The organism is Collinsella sp. BM28, assembly GCF_054551995.1.
Genome location: NZ_JBTOLJ010000001.1, coordinates 200384 through 216313 on the forward strand (window position 1 = coordinate 200384; position 15930 = coordinate 216313).

General features: G+C 62.1%; 16 protein-coding genes and 1 tRNA gene. 15 read left to right on the forward strand and 2 right to left on the reverse strand.

Going from position 1 to position 15930, the window contains the following annotated elements:
• Positions 1-4: 4 nt before the first annotated feature.
• The 10 genes from ACX9NZ_RS00865 to ACX9NZ_RS00910 all read left to right on the forward strand — a co-directional run bounded on the left by ACX9NZ_RS00865 (position 5) and on the right by ACX9NZ_RS00910 (position 9151).
• Complete coding sequence (locus ACX9NZ_RS00865) at positions 5-2020, forward strand: hypothetical protein (protein ID WP_302742443.1); 2016 nt, start codon at positions 5-7, stop codon at positions 2018-2020.
• A complete protein-coding gene (locus tag ACX9NZ_RS00870) occupies positions 2020-2508 on the forward strand; it encodes a hypothetical protein (RefSeq protein WP_294123050.1) in 489 nt (162 codons plus the stop codon). The genes ACX9NZ_RS00865 and ACX9NZ_RS00870 overlap by 1 nt, the downstream gene beginning before the upstream one ends.
• Positions 2505-2897 (forward strand): DUF192 domain-containing protein, encoded by a 393-nt coding sequence (locus tag ACX9NZ_RS00875; RefSeq protein ID WP_294123052.1) that lies wholly within the window; start codon positions 2505-2507, stop codon positions 2895-2897. The genes ACX9NZ_RS00870 and ACX9NZ_RS00875 overlap by 4 nt, the downstream gene beginning before the upstream one ends.
• Positions 2898-2953: 56 nt before the next feature.
• Positions 2954-3026 (forward strand) — tRNA-Phe (locus ACX9NZ_RS00880).
• A gap of 125 nt (positions 3027-3151) precedes the next feature.
• Complete coding sequence (locus ACX9NZ_RS00885) at positions 3152-4216, forward strand: glycoside hydrolase family 5 protein (RefSeq protein WP_294123054.1); 1065 nt, start codon at positions 3152-3154, stop codon at positions 4214-4216.
• A gap of 3 nt (positions 4217-4219) precedes the next feature.
• A complete protein-coding gene (rsmI, locus tag ACX9NZ_RS00890) occupies positions 4220-5149 on the forward strand; it encodes a 16S rRNA (cytidine(1402)-2'-O)-methyltransferase (RefSeq protein WP_407496903.1) in 930 nt (309 codons plus the stop codon).
• A 139-nt stretch (positions 5150-5288) separates the two neighbouring features.
• Positions 5289-6890 (forward strand): methionine--tRNA ligase, encoded by a 1602-nt coding sequence (gene metG, locus ACX9NZ_RS00895; RefSeq protein WP_407496901.1) that lies wholly within the window; start codon positions 5289-5291, stop codon positions 6888-6890.
• A gap of 2 nt (positions 6891-6892) precedes the next feature.
• The gene (gene rsmA / locus ACX9NZ_RS00900; RefSeq protein WP_407496899.1) at positions 6893-7786 is read left to right on the forward strand and encodes a 16S rRNA (adenine(1518)-N(6)/adenine(1519)-N(6))-dimethyltransferase RsmA; all 894 of its coding nucleotides are present in this window, start codon (positions 6893-6895) and stop codon (positions 7784-7786) included.
• 12 nt (positions 7787-7798) lie between these two features.
• The gene (locus ACX9NZ_RS00905) at positions 7799-8725 is read left to right on the forward strand and encodes a TatD family hydrolase (protein ID WP_407496897.1); all 927 of its coding nucleotides are present in this window, start codon (positions 7799-7801) and stop codon (positions 8723-8725) included.
• 60 nt (positions 8726-8785) lie between these two features.
• Positions 8786-9151 (forward strand): hypothetical protein, encoded by a 366-nt coding sequence (locus tag ACX9NZ_RS00910; RefSeq protein WP_407496895.1) that lies wholly within the window; start codon positions 8786-8788, stop codon positions 9149-9151.
• Between the two features lie 56 nt (positions 9152-9207).
• Here the strand turns inward: ACX9NZ_RS00910 and ACX9NZ_RS00915 are convergent, their stop codons facing one another.
• A complete protein-coding gene (locus ACX9NZ_RS00915; RefSeq protein WP_407496893.1) occupies positions 9208-10560 on the reverse strand; it encodes a D-alanyl-D-alanine carboxypeptidase family protein in 1353 nt (450 codons plus the stop codon).
• 189 nt (positions 10561-10749) lie between these two features.
• Between ACX9NZ_RS00915 and ACX9NZ_RS00920 the strand changes: the two genes are divergently transcribed.
• Together ACX9NZ_RS00920 and ACX9NZ_RS00925 are read left to right on the forward strand one after the other, a co-directional pair.
• A complete protein-coding gene (locus ACX9NZ_RS00920) occupies positions 10750-11463 on the forward strand; it encodes a response regulator transcription factor (protein WP_407496891.1) in 714 nt (237 codons plus the stop codon).
• An 80-nt stretch (positions 11464-11543) separates the two neighbouring features.
• Complete coding sequence (locus tag ACX9NZ_RS00925; protein ID WP_407496889.1) at positions 11544-12305, forward strand: DUF4143 domain-containing protein; 762 nt, start codon at positions 11544-11546, stop codon at positions 12303-12305.
• Positions 12306-12476: 171 nt separating this feature from the next.
• On the opposite strand, the gene ACX9NZ_RS00930 is transcribed toward ACX9NZ_RS00925, so the two are convergent.
• Complete coding sequence (locus ACX9NZ_RS00930) at positions 12477-12845, reverse strand: helix-turn-helix domain-containing protein (protein ID WP_118653007.1); 369 nt, start codon at positions 12843-12845, stop codon at positions 12477-12479.
• 366 nt (positions 12846-13211) lie between these two features.
• On the opposite strand from ACX9NZ_RS00930, the gene ACX9NZ_RS00935 reads away from it, so the two are divergent.
• The 3 genes from ACX9NZ_RS00935 (at position 13212) to ACX9NZ_RS00945 (ending at position 15929) form a co-directional block, all read left to right on the forward strand.
• Positions 13212-13790 carry a transcription termination/antitermination NusG family protein gene (locus tag ACX9NZ_RS00935; RefSeq protein WP_407496920.1) on the forward strand — a complete coding sequence of 193 codons (579 nt, stop codon included), beginning with the start codon at positions 13212-13214 and terminating at the stop codon, positions 13788-13790.
• Positions 13791-13874: 84 nt separating this feature from the next.
• Positions 13875-14708: a sugar transferase gene (locus ACX9NZ_RS00940; RefSeq protein WP_459389418.1), complete on the forward strand. Its 834-nt coding sequence runs from the start codon at positions 13875-13877 to the stop codon at positions 14706-14708.
• Complete coding sequence (locus ACX9NZ_RS00945; RefSeq protein WP_459389419.1) at positions 14709-15929, forward strand: glycosyltransferase family 4 protein; 1221 nt, start codon at positions 14709-14711, stop codon at positions 15927-15929.
• Position 15930 lies beyond the last annotated feature (1 nt).

Here is a 15930-nt window from a genome sequence, read left to right on the forward strand (position 1 = left end):
CGATATGTTTCTCGAGGACGGTGCCTATACGACGGTGGCATCAGCCGTTGCGATGTTGATGGTGCTGGCGCTGCTGTTCTCGGCATCGTTGGCGGTATGGTCGGCGGGCAGGTCGGGCGATGTGCAGGCCCGTGCGGATGCCACCGCGCTTGCGGGGGCGAATGTGGTCTCTTCGTACCATACAGTGGCGACGGTACTCGACGCCTGCTCGCTGAGCTTGGGGCTTGCCGGTTTTGCCATGACGGGCGTGGGGTTGATTGGGGCGTTCGTGCCGGGCGCACAGGGTGCTGCGGCAAAGACGCTGGACGCCGGCCTCGATATGCTCGAGACCAGGAACACCTTCGTGACATCGGCTTCGCGGGGCCTTAAGACCCTCGAGGACTCGTTGCCGTATCTGGTTGCCGCCAACGCCACCCGCGCCTGCACGGCGCAGAATGGCGAATCGACCACGTATGCCGGCAGCGCATTGGCGGCTCCCTCAACATCTGCATCGGAGTTCCCGGCGCTCGAGGGCGACCAGATATCACTCGGGGAACTTGAGCGAGAATCCGGTGAATTGGAGCAGACAGCGGCAGATCTGGCACGCGCGGCGGAGCATACGGCGGCAAAGAAGGAGGCGGCGTGGCTAGCGGATTGTGGGCGCGATGGCATGAACATGCAGGAGCGGGCGGGGCGGCTCTCGGGCATTGCGGATCATGACAACCCCGATTTCGCATCGAGCATGGTGTGGGAGCCGAATGTCGCTCTCGATCGCGCACGGGCGTATTATCGCTGGCGCTATGACCACGATGCTCCCGAAGGGCAAGGGGCCGAAGCCCGTGCCGACGCCGCTGCACGCCATGCATTTTACGGCTTTGCGATTAAGACGCTCGCGGGCGCTGAAGTCGTTGAACGGGACGGCACGATCACCTCGACGGTCAAGTTGCTGCCCAGAAATACCGAGGAAGTGCGGAAGACAAGTCTGTATACCGATGCCGCGTGGCCCTCGAGCAACGAGGACGATGGTCTCACTCTGCATTTCTCTTCTTCGTGCCCCGGTGCTCAGGGGGCGGCGGGCCCCTCGCTTTCGCTTGAGTCGCTTGATCAAGGTGCCGCGCGGGAGTGCGAGGTGTGCCGGTTCAGTATTGGCGACGTGGGAAAGGCCCCCGCCGCATCGACGAGCATAGACAACGGCTTTGAGTACCATCTGCGAGCCTTCACGTTGGCGCTTGACGACTACGTGGCCGCGCGTCAACAGGAGCTCGACGAGCAGGCACGTTCACGTGGAGAGGCGGAACAGGTGAGTAGTGCATTTGAGGAGGCGATATTGGGCCTTTCGGGCAAACGGCCGCGTATCGCCCCTCCCGGTAGGGACGGGTGCATCGCGCTCGTCGTCGCATCCGCCACGCAAACGCCCGAAGACCTGCAATCGCCGTTTGCCACGACGGAGCACGTGGCAGAGCGCGGTGCCGTTTCGGCTTCGGTCCTCGCGCCCGACGAGGCGACGCGTCAAAACAACGTCCTCTCAGGGTTTTTCAGCTCCCTGGAAGGGCGCGTTGGGTCGGGAGGAGCGGTCGGTCTCGTTGATTCGGTGATGGATTTGTGGGGTGATCTACTCACTTCCTACGGTGAGTCGAGCGCCGGGATAGACCGCGCCTTTTCCGACCTTGCAGAGGGCCTGGGAAGGATCGGCATCGGCTCGGTGGGCACTTGGCTCAAGGATCGATTGCAGGGAATCGTGCGAACCCTTGGCATAGAGCCGGTCGACTTGAGACAGCGAAAGCCTGTGCTCACCGATAGCTCGCTCGTGGCATCGCGCGCGGGTATGCAGGATTATGCCCATATCCAAGGTGCATTGCGGAGCATTCCCGCCGGCGCAACGGATCCAGAGGCGATTTTGCAGGCCGTCGGCTATGCAGTGGGGGAACGCATCATGTCCATGGAATTCACCATTGCCGAAATCCCGCTGCCCGGCGGCGGCTCCCTGCCACTTACGGTGCGCGTGAGCGACATCGCGTCAATTGGGGGAGGCGGTTCGTGATGGGTGAGACATGCCGTGCGGAGGATCGCGCTCAGGCGACGGTCGAAATGGCCGTCGTCGCTCCCGTCATGCTGGTGCTTGCTCTGATTGTCTACAACGTGATGATGTTCGTGTCAGCTACAGCGCGGTTTGACCGGGTGGCGCCCGATGTCGTGCTCGCGCACGGTTTGGCGCCAGCGGGAGATGCGACGGGGGTGCTCTCGGGGGCATCTGCCGCGGCGCAGGTTGAGAAGCAGCTCGCACAAGCCATGGATGGTCATGAGGTACGCGTCGAAGTAGTGGTTGAGGGTGGTGAAGGGAGCGACGGCTCGGATCGTGGATCCCTGCTCAGCCTTGTGGGGAGTTTGCGGACCTATCGGTGCACCTTGCGATATCGTCCGTGGCCCCAGGGTCTTTCCATTGCAGGAGTGGACCTGGGGGCGCCGCTCGAGCTTGTCCACACCAAGGCCGTGACGGTCGATCCGTGGAAGTCGGGGGTGATTGTGTGACTTCCTGTCATGGGGCAGCTGCTAGTGTTGCAGTCTTCCGCGCGCTGCACGACCTTGGCTGGGAGGGGCAGGTCGAAGAGGCGAAGACGTTCGCGCGCCGTCTTGCGGGCTTCGTGGCTCTTCCCGCGACGGTCGGCGCAGGGCGTGTTCGCATCCTCGTGTTTCCCCGCTGCCGGTCGGTTCACACCTGGTTCATGCGGATTCCGCTGGATATCGCCTTCGTCGACGCATCCGGTCGTGTACTCGCACGCCACGATGGCGTTATGCCCTGGCGCATGCTTTCGTGCTCGGGGGCGGCGTTCGTTATCGAGCGCCCCTCGGCGCTATTGGCACTATCGGCGCGTGGCGGTGCGGGGACTATTTTTGGCAAAAACAAAAAACTTGCTTGACCGCTTGGAAAACTATGGGTATATTAATCACTGCTGTCAACGACAGCGCATATAGTGGCTGGGTAGCTCAGTTGGTAGAGCAGAGGACTGAAAATCCTCGTGTCAGGGGTTCGATTCCCTTCCCCGCCACCCTTTGAATTTGAAAGACCTCCCAAAAATGGGAGGTCTTTTGGTTTAGGTCTTCGATGTCTCATCGCGCTCGATGGGGGTATCCTAAGAACTTAGATAGGAATTGTGCACAGGGAGAGGTGTCCATGTTCGACAGGGTTCGCGGTGTCAATCTGTCTGGTTGGTTCATCTTGGAACCATGGGTCACGCCCTCATTGTTCGCCGCTACTGGTGCTTCCAACGACGGCGAGCTTCAGCAGGTGCTAGGACCCGCCGCCTATAACGAGCGCGTTCGCGAGCACTACGAGACGTTCGTCACCGAGCTCGACTTTAAGAGAATGTCGGCGATGGGGCTCAACGCCGTGCGCATTCCGCTTCCCTGGTATGCGTTTGGCGCGCAAAACGAGCATGAATCCTATATTTCCTGCATCGACTATATCGATCGCGCCATGGAATGGGCCAATAAATACGAGATGAAAGTTTTGCTTGATCTCGCGACGGTTCCTGGTGGCCAGGGGGATTCCAACAGCTCTCCCACCATACCCGATATCGTGGCCGACTGGCACTCTTCTGCAAATGGCCGTGCTACCGCGCTCGAAACCCTCGAGCGCCTTGCCGAGCGGTACGGCGAGCAAGAGCCCCTGCTTGGCATCGAGTTGCTCGATTCTCCCGTTATGAGCGTGCGCACGGGGCTTTTTTCCACCAGCGTGGGAATTCCCAGGCACTATCTGCGCAATTTCTATCGCGATGCGTATGAGGTCGTGCGCCGTCATATGCCAACGCGCAAGATGGTCGTCTTCTCCGATTCGGGCCATCCGGACGCCTGGAAGCGCTTCATGGCAGGTGAGCAGTACCAGAATGTGGTCATGGACCTGCACCTCTATCATTTCAGGGACGAGACCGCCCAGGACATCACGTCCCCCAAAGGACTCACTGCCGCGCTCAATCGCAACAAGACGTTGATCCGCGAGGCAAAGAGCCTCAAATTCCCCGTCATCGTTGGTGAGTGGTCGGGTGCCGCCGTGCTCTCGGGGTCTTCGGTCACGCCGGAGGGCCGTCGTGCCTACGAGCGCGTATTCGTTTCGAACCAGCTCGCGACGTTCGATGCGGCGGACGGTTGGTTCTTCCAAACCTGGAAGACCGAACGCCGTCTTCCCGCATGGGATGCGCGCGTGGCGCTTGCCCCGCTCGAGCGCGCCATGATGGAGTAGCACATGCCGAACACCCTCTGCCTTGGCGATCGTGCGAAACGTCCGGATAGCTCAGGGCTTCTTTCCCTGGTGGGCACGCCCATCGGCAATCTGGGAGACCTGTCCCCGCGTGCCGCCGAGACCTTTCGCACTGCGGACCTCATCTGCTGCGAGGACACGCGCGTCACCTCCAAGCTCCTGGCCCACCTCGGCATTTCAAAATCCCTTATGCGCTGCGATGACAACGTGATCGCCCAACGTGCCCCCGAGCTCGTGGAGCGTGTGCTCGCCGGTGAGCGCATCGCGTTCGCCTCGGACGCGGGCATGCCGAGCGTGTCCGATCCCGGTCAGGTGCTTGTTGAGCTCGCGCGCCGCGAAGGAGCCCCCGTGGAGGTCATTCCCGGCCCCTCGGCGTGTGTGACCGCCCTGGTCCTGTCGGGCATCCCGAGCGACCAGTTCTTCTTTGAGGGGTTTCTCCCGCGCAAGCACGGCGAGCGCGTGCGCAGGCTTCAGCGCCTCGCGTCCATTCCGGGCGCGCTCATCTTCTACGAGTCCCCGTATCGTGCGGAGGCATCGCTCAAGGCGATCGCCGAGGTGTTTCCGCAGCGTATGCTCGCGCTCTGCCGCGAGCTCACCAAGCTGCACGAGGAGGTCTTGCGCGCACCTGCCCCAGAGCTGCATGAGCAGGTTGTGGCGCGTGGCGAGCTCAAGGGCGAGATGGTGATCGTGGTGGCGCCTCCCACCCAAGAGGAGCTTGAGCGCCATGAGGCCGCACTCGCCGCGGGATCTCAGGTGGACGCGGCTGCCGACCCCGACGAGCTGCTGCGTTCCGACATCGCCGAGGCCCTGGCCGCCGGGGAGCCCGCCAACGCCCTAGCCAAGCGCCTGGCCCAAAAGTATTCGCGCAAGAAGCGTGACGTCTACGCCAAGGTGCTCGAGCTGCAGCAGCAGTGACGTGCGTCCGGTGTGCCGATGGCACATCCAGCCCCAGCGCCCCCTTGTGCCAAAGGGGCCCGTCCCCCAATGGCACACCGGGCATTCCTGCTAGAATGAAGAATTGCATGAACAACCAGCGAGAAGGAAGCCGCGCATCATGAGCACGAAGCCGTCCTACTACATCACCACGCCCATCTATTACGTGAACGCCGACCCGCATCTGGGAACCGCGTACTCGACCATCATCGCCGACGTCCAGGCGCGCTATCGCCGTGCCGCTGGCTACAGCGTCAAGTTCCTCACCGGCATGGACGAGCACGGCCAGAAGGTGGCCGAGGCCGCCGAGAAGCACGGCATGACCCCGCAGGAGTGGTGCGACTCCCAGGCACCGCATTTCCACGATCTGTGGCGTGAGCTGGAGATCTCCAACGACGACTTCATCCGCACCACCGAGCTGCGCCAGAAGCGCGCCGTCCAGTACCTGTGGGAGCGCATGCAGGAGTCCGGCTACATCTACAAGGGCAGCTACGATGGCTGGTATTGCGTGCCGGACGAGACCTTCTTCACCGAGACCCAGGTCGAGAAGGCCGACGAGGCCCGCGGCACGGAAGGCCGGCACCTCTGCCCCGACTGCGACCGCCCGCTCGAGCGCGTTAAGGAGGAGAGCTGGTTCTTCAAGCTCTCCGCGTTCCAGGACAAGCTGCTCGCCCTGTATGACGAGCACCCGGATTTTGTCCAGCCCGACTTCCGCATGAACGAAGTCCGTTCCTTCGTGGAGGGCGGCCTGAATGATCTTTCCGTCTCCCGCACCTCCTTCGACTGGGGCATCGAGGTGCCCTTCGACGCCGACCACGTCACCTATGTGTGGTTCGACGCCCTGACCAACTACATGACCGCCGTGGGCTACGGCGCCGCGGGCGACGAGGCCGCTGCGGACTTCGCCTACCGCTGGCCTGCGCAGACCCATATCGTCGGCAAGGACATCATCCGCTTCCATTGCGTGATTTGGCCCGCGATGCTCATGGCGCTGGGTGAAGCCCTGCCCGAGCACGTTTTTGCGCACGGCTTCCTTACCGTCAAGAACGAGGAGACCGGCAAGGCCGAGAAAATGTCCAAGTCCCGCGGCAACGCCATCGCCCCGCGCGAGGTCATCGAGAAGCTCGGCGTGGAGGGCTACCGCTACTACTTCATGACCGACGTCACCCCGGGCACCGACGGCGCCATCAGCTTTGGCCGCATGGAGCAGGTCTACAACGCCGATCTCGCCAACAGCTGGGGCAACCTGATCTCGCGCTCCACCAACATGTGCATCAAGTACTTCGACGGCGCAACGCCCGAGCGCGACGCCACGGCCGCCGGTTGCGTCGAGAATCCGCTGGCCGCAACCGCCGAGGGCATCTTCGAGCGCTATGCCGCCAAGATGGAGGCCTTCGCCTATGGTGACGCCGCCAAGGAGGTCATGGACCTCATCCACGCCGCCAACCACTACATCGAGGACTCCGAGCCCTGGACGCTCGCCAAGGATTCCGCGAAGGCGGGCGAGCTCGCCAACGTGATCTGGAACCTCCTCGAGGCGATCCGCATCTCCGCGCACCTGCTCATGCCGCTCATGCCGAGCACGAGCGCCGAGGCCCTGCGCCGCATCGGCTGCGAGGGCGAGGCCGCGACCGATGACATGGCCGCCGCCTGCGCGTGGGGCCAGCTCGCTGCGGGGCTGCCGGTCGAGAAGGGCGACGCCCTGTTCCCGCGTCTGGGCTAACGATGACGACTTCCCCGCTGGCAAATCCCACCGCGACACGCGAGATGCTCGAGGCCTTTGGATTGGCGACCAAGCATCGCCTGGGCCAGAACTTCCTCATCGACAACCATGTGATCGAGCGCATCATGGCGCTCGCCGACCTCTCCGGCTCCGAGCGCGTGCTCGAGGTGGGTCCCGGCATCGGCACGCTCACACTTGCGCTCCTTCAGGAAGCCGCGCACGTGACGTCCATCGAGATGGATTCCGAGCTTGAGCAGGTGTTGGCCGCGCATGCCATGGACCATGACAACTTCAGCTTCATCATGGGCGACGCACTCGCTGTTCCGCCGACGGCCATCGCCGAGGCGAGCGGCGGCGAGCCCACCATGCTCGTGGCGAACCTGCCCTATAACGTTGCCGCCACCATCATCTTGCAGTTCTTCCAGACCATGCCGAGCCTCGAGCGTGCGGTCGTCATGGTGCAAAAAGAGGTGGCTGATCGCATCGCCGCCGTGGCGGGCACCAAAGCGTATGGCGCCTACACGGTAAAGCTTTCCCTGCATGGCGAGGTGACGGGGCGTTTCGAGGTGCCGCCACGCTGCTTCATGCCCGCCCCGCACGTGGACTCCGCCGTCGTGCGCATCGACCGCGTCGACGCCCTCGCGTGCGCCGGGCTGGCGTGCCTCGAATCGGATTATGCCCCGATCGATGCTGCGTGCGTGTCGCGCGTGGTCGACGCCGCATTCGCCCAGCGTCGGAAGACCATCCGCAACTCCATGAGCTCAAACGGTTTTGACAAGGCGGCACTCGACGTGGCGTTCGAGGCATGTGGCGTTGCGCCCACCGCGCGCGCCGAGGCGCTCACCACGGATGAGTTCATCAAGATCGCAGCCGTTCTTTCGGAATCGTTTGACTAGGACCTTTCGCACATGCCGATTGTCTACACCAAAAAGAACAAGACGTTCACGCTTCCCGCGCCTCAGGCACCGCTTTACGACACGCATGCCCATCTGCGGTCGTTTTGGGGGAAGGACAAAGGCATGGCGGACGTTTTCGCCCGCGCATACGAGGCTGGCGTTCGCTCGCTGGTTACCCTGTACGATCCCGTAGCCGATCGCAGTGAAGAGACTCCGGACGCACGCGCGTTTTCCGCGTGGCTTAAGGCGGCGGTCAATTGCGCGGCGGAGAACGGTTTGCCGCTTGCCGTGAGGTACCTCGTGGGCGTGCATCCATATGGTGCCCCCGAGTACACTGATGCGCTGCATGCGCAGGTTGAGTCCGCGTTGGAAGATCCGCTCTGCGTGGGCGTGGGCGAGGTTGGCTTGGATTACCATTTCGATGCGGACGACGACATCGAGGCGGCTCCGCACGATCTGCAGATGGACGTCATGGCGCGGCAGGTCGAGCTTGCCGTTGCTCGCAATGTTCCGGTTGAGCTGCATCTTCGCAATGACTACGGGGATGAATCCCGCGAGGCCCATGCCGATGCAGCGCGCGTGCTCGAACAGGTGGGTGTGCCCGCTGCGGGTTGCGTGCTCCACTGCTTTGGTGAGGATCGCACCACCATGGAGCGCTTCCTTGCCCTTGGGTGCCACATTGCATTTGGCGGTGCTGCGACCTTCAAGCGCAACGATGCTGTCCGCGAGGCATTTGCCGCTTGTCCGCTCGACCGCTTGCTGCTCGAGACTGACTGCCCGTACATGGCGCCCGAGCCCATCCGCGGACTGGAGTGCGAGCCGGCCATGATCGCCCAGACCGCCGATGTGCTGGTATTTGACCGTGTTGATCGCACTGGCGAGCTACCGAAGACGGTCGCTCAGGCGGCGTGGGATAACGCGGTCGGCTTGTTTGGGTAGAAGGTCATACGGGGCGCAACATGAACCCGCGCGTTGCGTGAGCCAAGGAGATCGATACTATTGAGCAGCAAGAAGAAGACTCACGGCACTCGTGCGTCGCAGGATGACGGACGCCGCAAGGCGGAGGATGCCCGCGCCATGGAGACCGCGCGTGAGCTCCACGCCCGTCGTGAAGCGGCGCAGGGCCCCGCACCCATCGACAACGAACTGCACCGCGAACTGCCCCTCACGCGCGTGGCGTACGGATTGCTCGCTGCCACCGTGTTCGCATTCATGGTGTCGCGTCTTGGTGTTTACCTAGGCAACCACGATCTGGAATCGGTTGCCAGTATAGCCACGACCCTGCTGTTCATCACCACGTTCGTGACATGGTTCATCTCACGCCATCAGGCGAAAAAGCTCACACAGGAGCGCGACGGGCGCTAAGCTTCCGCTTGTGGCCAGCGGGCACAAGCTCAACGCAGCAGGCTCAAAGCAGCTACTTATGCCGCGTTCCAGTTGTCATAGCCCAGTGGATCGGCGGCCTCGTTTACCACAACCGACTCGGCCGTACTCGGCCTGCCTTCGAACAAGCGGATCAGCCGGTCGAATTTAATCATGAGCCACTCGATCGGGTTGGGCTCCGGCACGGATTCCGCGGAGACGAGGTTGGCGCTTCCCACGGTTACATCCCCTTGCCGCAGGGAAATGGTGCCCACGGTTGCGCCCTGCTCGACGGCTCCGTCCAGTTTGTCATACTTCACGTCCTGCACGAGCTCATCGCCTAGACTAAATACGCTGAACGTCGCGTTGGGGTCTTCGAGGGTGACCGCGGCAGTTCGGTCGCACCATGCGCTACACGTCGCCTCGCCCACCAGCGGAACACCGTTGCGTGTGACGGGGGTGTTGATGTAGGGCACCGTAGCGATGTGGTCGTAGTACCAGTTCGCCAAAGCGAGCGTGTCGACAAAGCGCGTGTCGTTGTCTGCGGCTCCGAAGATGGCCACGTAGACCTCGCCGCCGTTCTCGCGCGAGAACGCGCCAACAAAGCAGTTGCCCGCCTCCATCGTGGTGCCGGTCTTGCCGCCGATATTCCCCTCCTGTCCATGAATCTGGTTGCGAACGGTCAGCGTGAGCGTGCGTTGGGTGCCGTCTGCGGAGGTCACGGAAATCGATGTGCGGTCGCTGTTGTCAATAGCGCGGAAGTTTTCGTTTTTCATGGCGGCTGCGAACACCGCGGTTATGTCGCGCGTGGTCGAGTGCAGATTGCCCGCCCAACTGTCGAAATCGAGGCCATGGGGGTTCTCAAAAACCGTATCCGTGCAGCCCAGCTCCTTCGCCTTTTGGTTCATGGCCTCAATGAACGTGGAATAGGGGTCGGTGGTCGCAGGGTCGATCTTGGCTCCGGCGGCGATGGCGATTGCCGTTGCCGCATCGTTGCCGCTCATGACCATGAGGCCCGTAAGTGCGTCCTCCATGGTGAGGACGTCTCCCTCCAAAAGGCCCAGGCTCGATCCGCCCACCGTTGCCGCGGCGTGGTCGACCGTGACGATATCGGTAAGCTCGCAGTGCTCAAGCGCCACGAGGGCGGTCATGACCTTGGTGACCGAGGCGATCTTGATGGGCTCGTCCGCATTGCGCTCATAGTAGGCCAGACCGTCTTGGCCCAGCACCATGGCATGTGGCGCGGTGATGTCGGGCAATTCGCCCTGCACGATGCCGCGGTCCGCCGCCGTGGTCCCCAGGATGACGTCACTTGTGCGAATTTCAGCATGGGCTGGTGTGGGGAAGCCGGCGAAAAGGGCGAGGGCTGTGGTGAGGGCTGCGGCGATTGTGGCTGTGCGGGGTTTTCTCATAAGAACCTCTTTGGGGATTCGGAAGCCAGGGGAGTGCGCTCAGCGCGATGCCTCAAGATTACCGCAAATGATGTCCCACGTATAAAACGGCTACTTGGCATTTCGCTTAGCATTTGCTTAATGCATCTGTAAAGGGGTGCGCGGAAATGGAGTCTTCGCCATAATGGGCGTGGGCGAAAGGAGCATGCTATGGAGACGCCGCGCATTCTGGTCGTGGATGACGAGAAGACCATCACGGATTTGGTGGGTATCTATCTGCGTAACGAGGGCTATGACGTCACGCTGGCGTATACGGGCGCCGATGCGGCGCGGCTGATCTTGGAGCAAAAGTTCGACCTTGCTGTGCTGGACATCATGCTTCCCGACGTCGACGGTTTTGAGCTACTGCGCACCATTCGCTCTGAGCGCACCTACCCCGTGATCATGCTCACCGCGCGCGATAGCCAGTCCGACAAGATAGAGGGTCTGACACTCGGCGCGGACGATTACATGGTCAAGCCGTTTCGCCCTCTTGAGTTGGTGGCGCGTTGCAAGGCGCAACTTCGCAGGTACACGAGTTACGGCAGTCGCGAGCAGGCTGTTGCTGCCGAGGAGGCGGGGCCCATCATCTCGTTCAACGGGCTCTCCATCAACAAGGATGCTCGCACGGTGACGGTGGACGAAAAGCCCGTGCGTTGCACGCCCCTCGAGTACTCGATTTTGCTGTATCTCGCCGAGCATCGCGGGAGCGTGGTGCCGGTTGAGGAGCTCTTCCGTGCCGTGTGGGACGAGGAATTCATGGCGGGGTCCAACAACACCGTCATGGTGCACATCCGGCACCTGCGCGAGAAGTTGGGGGACGACGCCCAGAACCCGCGCTTCATCAAGAACATCTGGGGCGTCGGGTACACCATAGAAAAGTAGCAGGTTGCGTCTAGGTACACGAGCACAAATTTAACGATCGCCTGAATGAGCAGATCCAGAGGTACTTTGTAACGGGCGGCATGCCGGAAGTTGTGCATCGCTGGGTGGCAACGCGCGATGTGGCACAGGTGGATGGCGTCCTCTCGGACCTGCTCGTTTCGTATACCAATGATTTTGCCAAGCATGGTGGGGCAGCCCAGTTTGCCAAAATCTCCCTTGCTTGGAACTCCCTACCATCGCAGCTTGCGCGCGAGAACAAGAAGTTTATGTGGGGGTTGGTGCGTGAAGGAGCCCGCGCACGCGAATATGAAGACGCGGTCTCTTGGCTGGTAGAGGCCGGTCTCATACGAAAGATTCCGCTTAATGACGCGAAGGGTGTGCCAGTTTCGGCCTATGACAGCCCCTCTGCGTTCAAGGTGTATTGTCTGGACGTTGGGCTCTTGCGGCGCCTGTCTCGCTTGGATGCCACGGCATTTTCGGAAAAGACGGCGCTGTTCGCGGAGTTTAAAGGAGCATTTGCCGAGAACTACGTGCTCCAGGCGCTGGTTCCGCAGCTCGATGCGAGCCCTCGTTACTGGACGAACGAGAAACCCAGGCATGAGGTCGACTTTCTGATTCAGGTGGGTAACGACCTCGTGCCTGTCGAGGTCAAGTCGGGCGAGGTCGTGCATTCTGCCAGCCTTAAGTACTATGCAAAAAAGCATGCAGACTCAACGCCGCTCAGGGTGAGATTTTCGCAGCGCAATCTCACGCTGAACAACGGAGTGCTCAACTTGCCGCTCTATATGGTGGACAGGGGGGTCGAGTTCATGTCGAAGGCCATGCAGGAGACCGAGCGGTAACGTTGGGTTCCAAAATCTTGCAACGCAGCGTGTCAAGATTCGTATCAATCTTGCCATGTAGGATTGCAAGATTTGGTTCTGCGAGTAATGGTTTCTCGCTTGAGGTCAACCCATTGTTGTGGAGGGTACGTGAGGGAATAAATAAACGATGACGGAGTGAGTGGGGGCGCGCTATCCAATCCGCCAGCCTTTCACGGTGGTTTGCATGATGTCGAGGATGCTGTGGCGGATATTGGGTGGGCAGGAACGGAACAGTTTGATGGCGTGAAGCTCCTCCTCGGTGAGTGGTTCGTAGCGGGCGGGCTCGTCATGCTCGGGGGTGGAGGCAAACCCGAGGATGTCGTTGGGCGTGCAGCAAAGGCGTTCGGCCAGGGCGGTGATACGCCCTGCCCCCAATTCAATGCGCCCGCTTTCCCAAGAGCTGTACGTCGCTTTGCTTACACCAAGGTCGTAGGCGATTTCCGTCTGCGTAAGGCCACGCGCTTTGCGCAGTCGGGCAAGTTGCGTCTTGCCCCGCTCAGTTTTGTCTTGCTTACCCATTTGGTGCCTCCAGTTTTAGCGATAGGAAACACACTGCTGGGTTTTCTGTAATTAGTTCGTTAATAATAAATATTATGGAGAGAATCGCCTAAAGGGTTTATTAATAGTAAACTTGACCAAGCGATAAGCTGATATCCACCGCCCGCATATTTTAGGGGGAGGGGTATCGGTAATTGCCGTTGCCAATAGGCGGCGTGTCCATACCCTCTTGTCGACGTGGTGCCAAGAGCAGACCTCGGTGGGTTGGGGAATGTATAGCGGACGTTTTGCCGGTCATGCACCGGGTGGGCGTAGCCATAGGGCTCGCCTTAGCCTGCGTCCGCTTTTGCGTTTCCCGCCCTCGATAGGAATGTTCTTAAGGCGGTGATGTACGTGCAGTGGTATGTGATTCAGGTGATGAAAGGGCGCGAAGACGCCATGGCCGCGCTCATTGGCCGCGTGGTGCCCAAGTGCCTGTTGCAAGAAGTGTTTTCACCTAAATACGAGACTGAGATCAAGGTCCGTGGTCGGTGGGTCTCTGTGCAAAAGCCCTTGCTGCCGGGGTACCTCATTGCGGTTTGCGATGACCCCAAAGCCGTTGAGGCCATGCTGCTCGACATGGACGAATTCGCGAGGCTGCTGGCCCAAGGCAATGAGTTTGTGCCGCTGGCGCCCGACGAGGTCGAGATTATTGGTGGCTTCACCAAGCCCGGGAATCGCGTGGTGCCCATGAGCATTGGCGTGAAAGACGGCGACCGCGTGGTGATAACGGGTGGTCCGTTGGTAGGGCACGAGGCGATGGTCAAGGAGATCTGGCGCCGCAAGAGCACTGCGGTGCTGGAGATCGACGTATGCGGCCGCAAGGTGTCCACGCGCGTGGGCCTAGGCGTGCTTTCCAAGGAGAAATGGCTGATGAGGGACTTGCAAGGAGCCCGCAATGTCGCGTCGGAACGAGGCGTGGCATGAGCGGGGGGGGGGCAGCCTTCTATGTCGGTTTCAGGCTGTTCTGATTTGAGCGAAGTGAATACGAAGGGCGAGGGGGTTGGCGAGATGCCGACTGCCGAGGTCATTGCTGCCGGGATTGGTTGCACGCCTGATATCGAAGTGTCGAGCGATGCGACTACCCCCGGGACAGCGGAGCCTGATGTTGTTCCCGCTTGTGTACGCACACCAGTTGCCGGGACGCGCTCCAAAGCGCGACAGGAGGAGCGCTCGGTGCGCCGCCTCACGCTCATGCGCAACGCCGAGGCCTTCGACCGCGAGCGCCTGGGCTACCGCCTCGTGAAGCGCGCGTTCGACATCGTGTTCTCCGCGTGCGTGATCGCCGCGGCGATCGTGCCCTCCGCGATGTTGTGCGCCGCGATCGCCATCGAGAGCCCGGGATGCCCGCTGTACCGCCAAAAGCGCGTGGGGCGCATCGGTGCGGACGGCAGGCCCCGCGAGTTCACCATGTGGAAGTTCCGCTCCATGGTGAAGGACGCCGACAAGATGAAGGACGCCCTGCTGGCCGAGAACGAGGTCGAGGGGCCCATGTTCAAGATGAGGGACGACCCGCGCGTCACGAGGATCGGCCGCTTCATCCGCAGGCACTCCATCGACGAGTTCCCGCAGTTCCTCAACGTCCTTCTGGGCGACATGTCCGTGGTGGGCCCGCGCCCGCCGCTGCCGCGCGAGGTCGCGCAGTACGACGATTGGGCCATGCAGCGCCTGGCCGTGAAGCCGGGCCTCACCGGCCCCTGGCAGGTGGGCGGACGCTCGGACGTGGACTTCGACGACATGGTGCGGCTGGACCTGGGCTACATCGCGCGCCGCGGCGTGATGACGGATCTGAAGCTCATCCTGCAGACCGTCGCCGTGGTCTTCACCGGGAAGGGGGCGGCGTAGATGGGCCGCCCGCTCAACATCCTCATGGTCTGCCAGCACTACTGGCCGGAGCACTTCCAGGTGACGGAGGTGTGCGAGGAGCTCGTCCGGAGGGGGCACGAGGTCACCGCGCTCGTGGGAATCCCCAACTACCCGACGGGGACGGTTCCCGAGGAGTACCTCGACGGTAAGAACAGGGAGCAGGTGCACAACGGCGTGCGCATCATCCGGGTCGAGGAGGTCCCCAGGACACCGGGGGTCGCGGGCCTCGCCAGGAACTACCTGAGCTACATGTCCCGCGCGGACGCGAGGCTCGAGTCCCTGCCCGGGGGCTACGACGTCATCTTCGCCTACCAGCTCACCCCCGTCCTCATGGCGGAGCCAGCGATGCGGGCAAAAAGGCTCTTCGGGGCGCCCGTCCTGCTCTACTGCGCGGACATCTGGCCCGACGCCGTCATGGCCATGCTGCCGAAGAGGCTGGGCTTCGTGCTGCCCGCCGTCCGCCGGGTGAGCACCGGTATTTACGGGCGCGCCGATATCGTCGCCACGAACTCCAGGGCCTACATCGACTGCTTCGAGTCCGTCCACCGCTTGAGGCGCGAGGACTGCCGCTACGTCCCCCAGTACGCCGAGGACTCCTACCTGGAGATGGACCTCGACGCCCAGCCCTCGGACAAGACGCGCTTCATGGTGATGGGCAACATCGGCAAGCTGCAGCACCTCGAGGTGCTCATGGAGGCCGTCGACCGCCTTAAGGGCCGTGGTGACTTCGAGCTCCATGTGGTCGGCACCGGCTCGGTGATGCCCTGGATGCAGGGTTACGTCGAGGAGCATGGCCTGAAGCGCCACGTGGTGTTCCACGGCAGGAGGCCGTTCGGCGAGATGCCGTCGTTCTATCGGATGGCGGACGCCTGCGTGCTGACGCTCCACGTCCCCGGCGCGCCGTGGATCAGCTCGACGCTCCCGAGCCGGCTCCAGGGCTACATGGCGGCGGGCAAGCCGGTCATAGCGGCGATAGACGGCTCCGCCGCCGAGGTGATAGCCGAGTCCGGCTGCGGCGCGTCGGTGTCCGGGACCGACGGCGAGGGCCTCGCGCGGCTCATGGAGGACTTCATCGACAACAGGGCCAAGTACGCCGAATGCGGCGAGAGGGGCAGGCGGTACTTCAGGGCCCATTTCATGAAGGGCCGCTACATGGACGAGATCGAATCGCTTCTTCGGGAAGCATCGGAAAGGAAGTAGA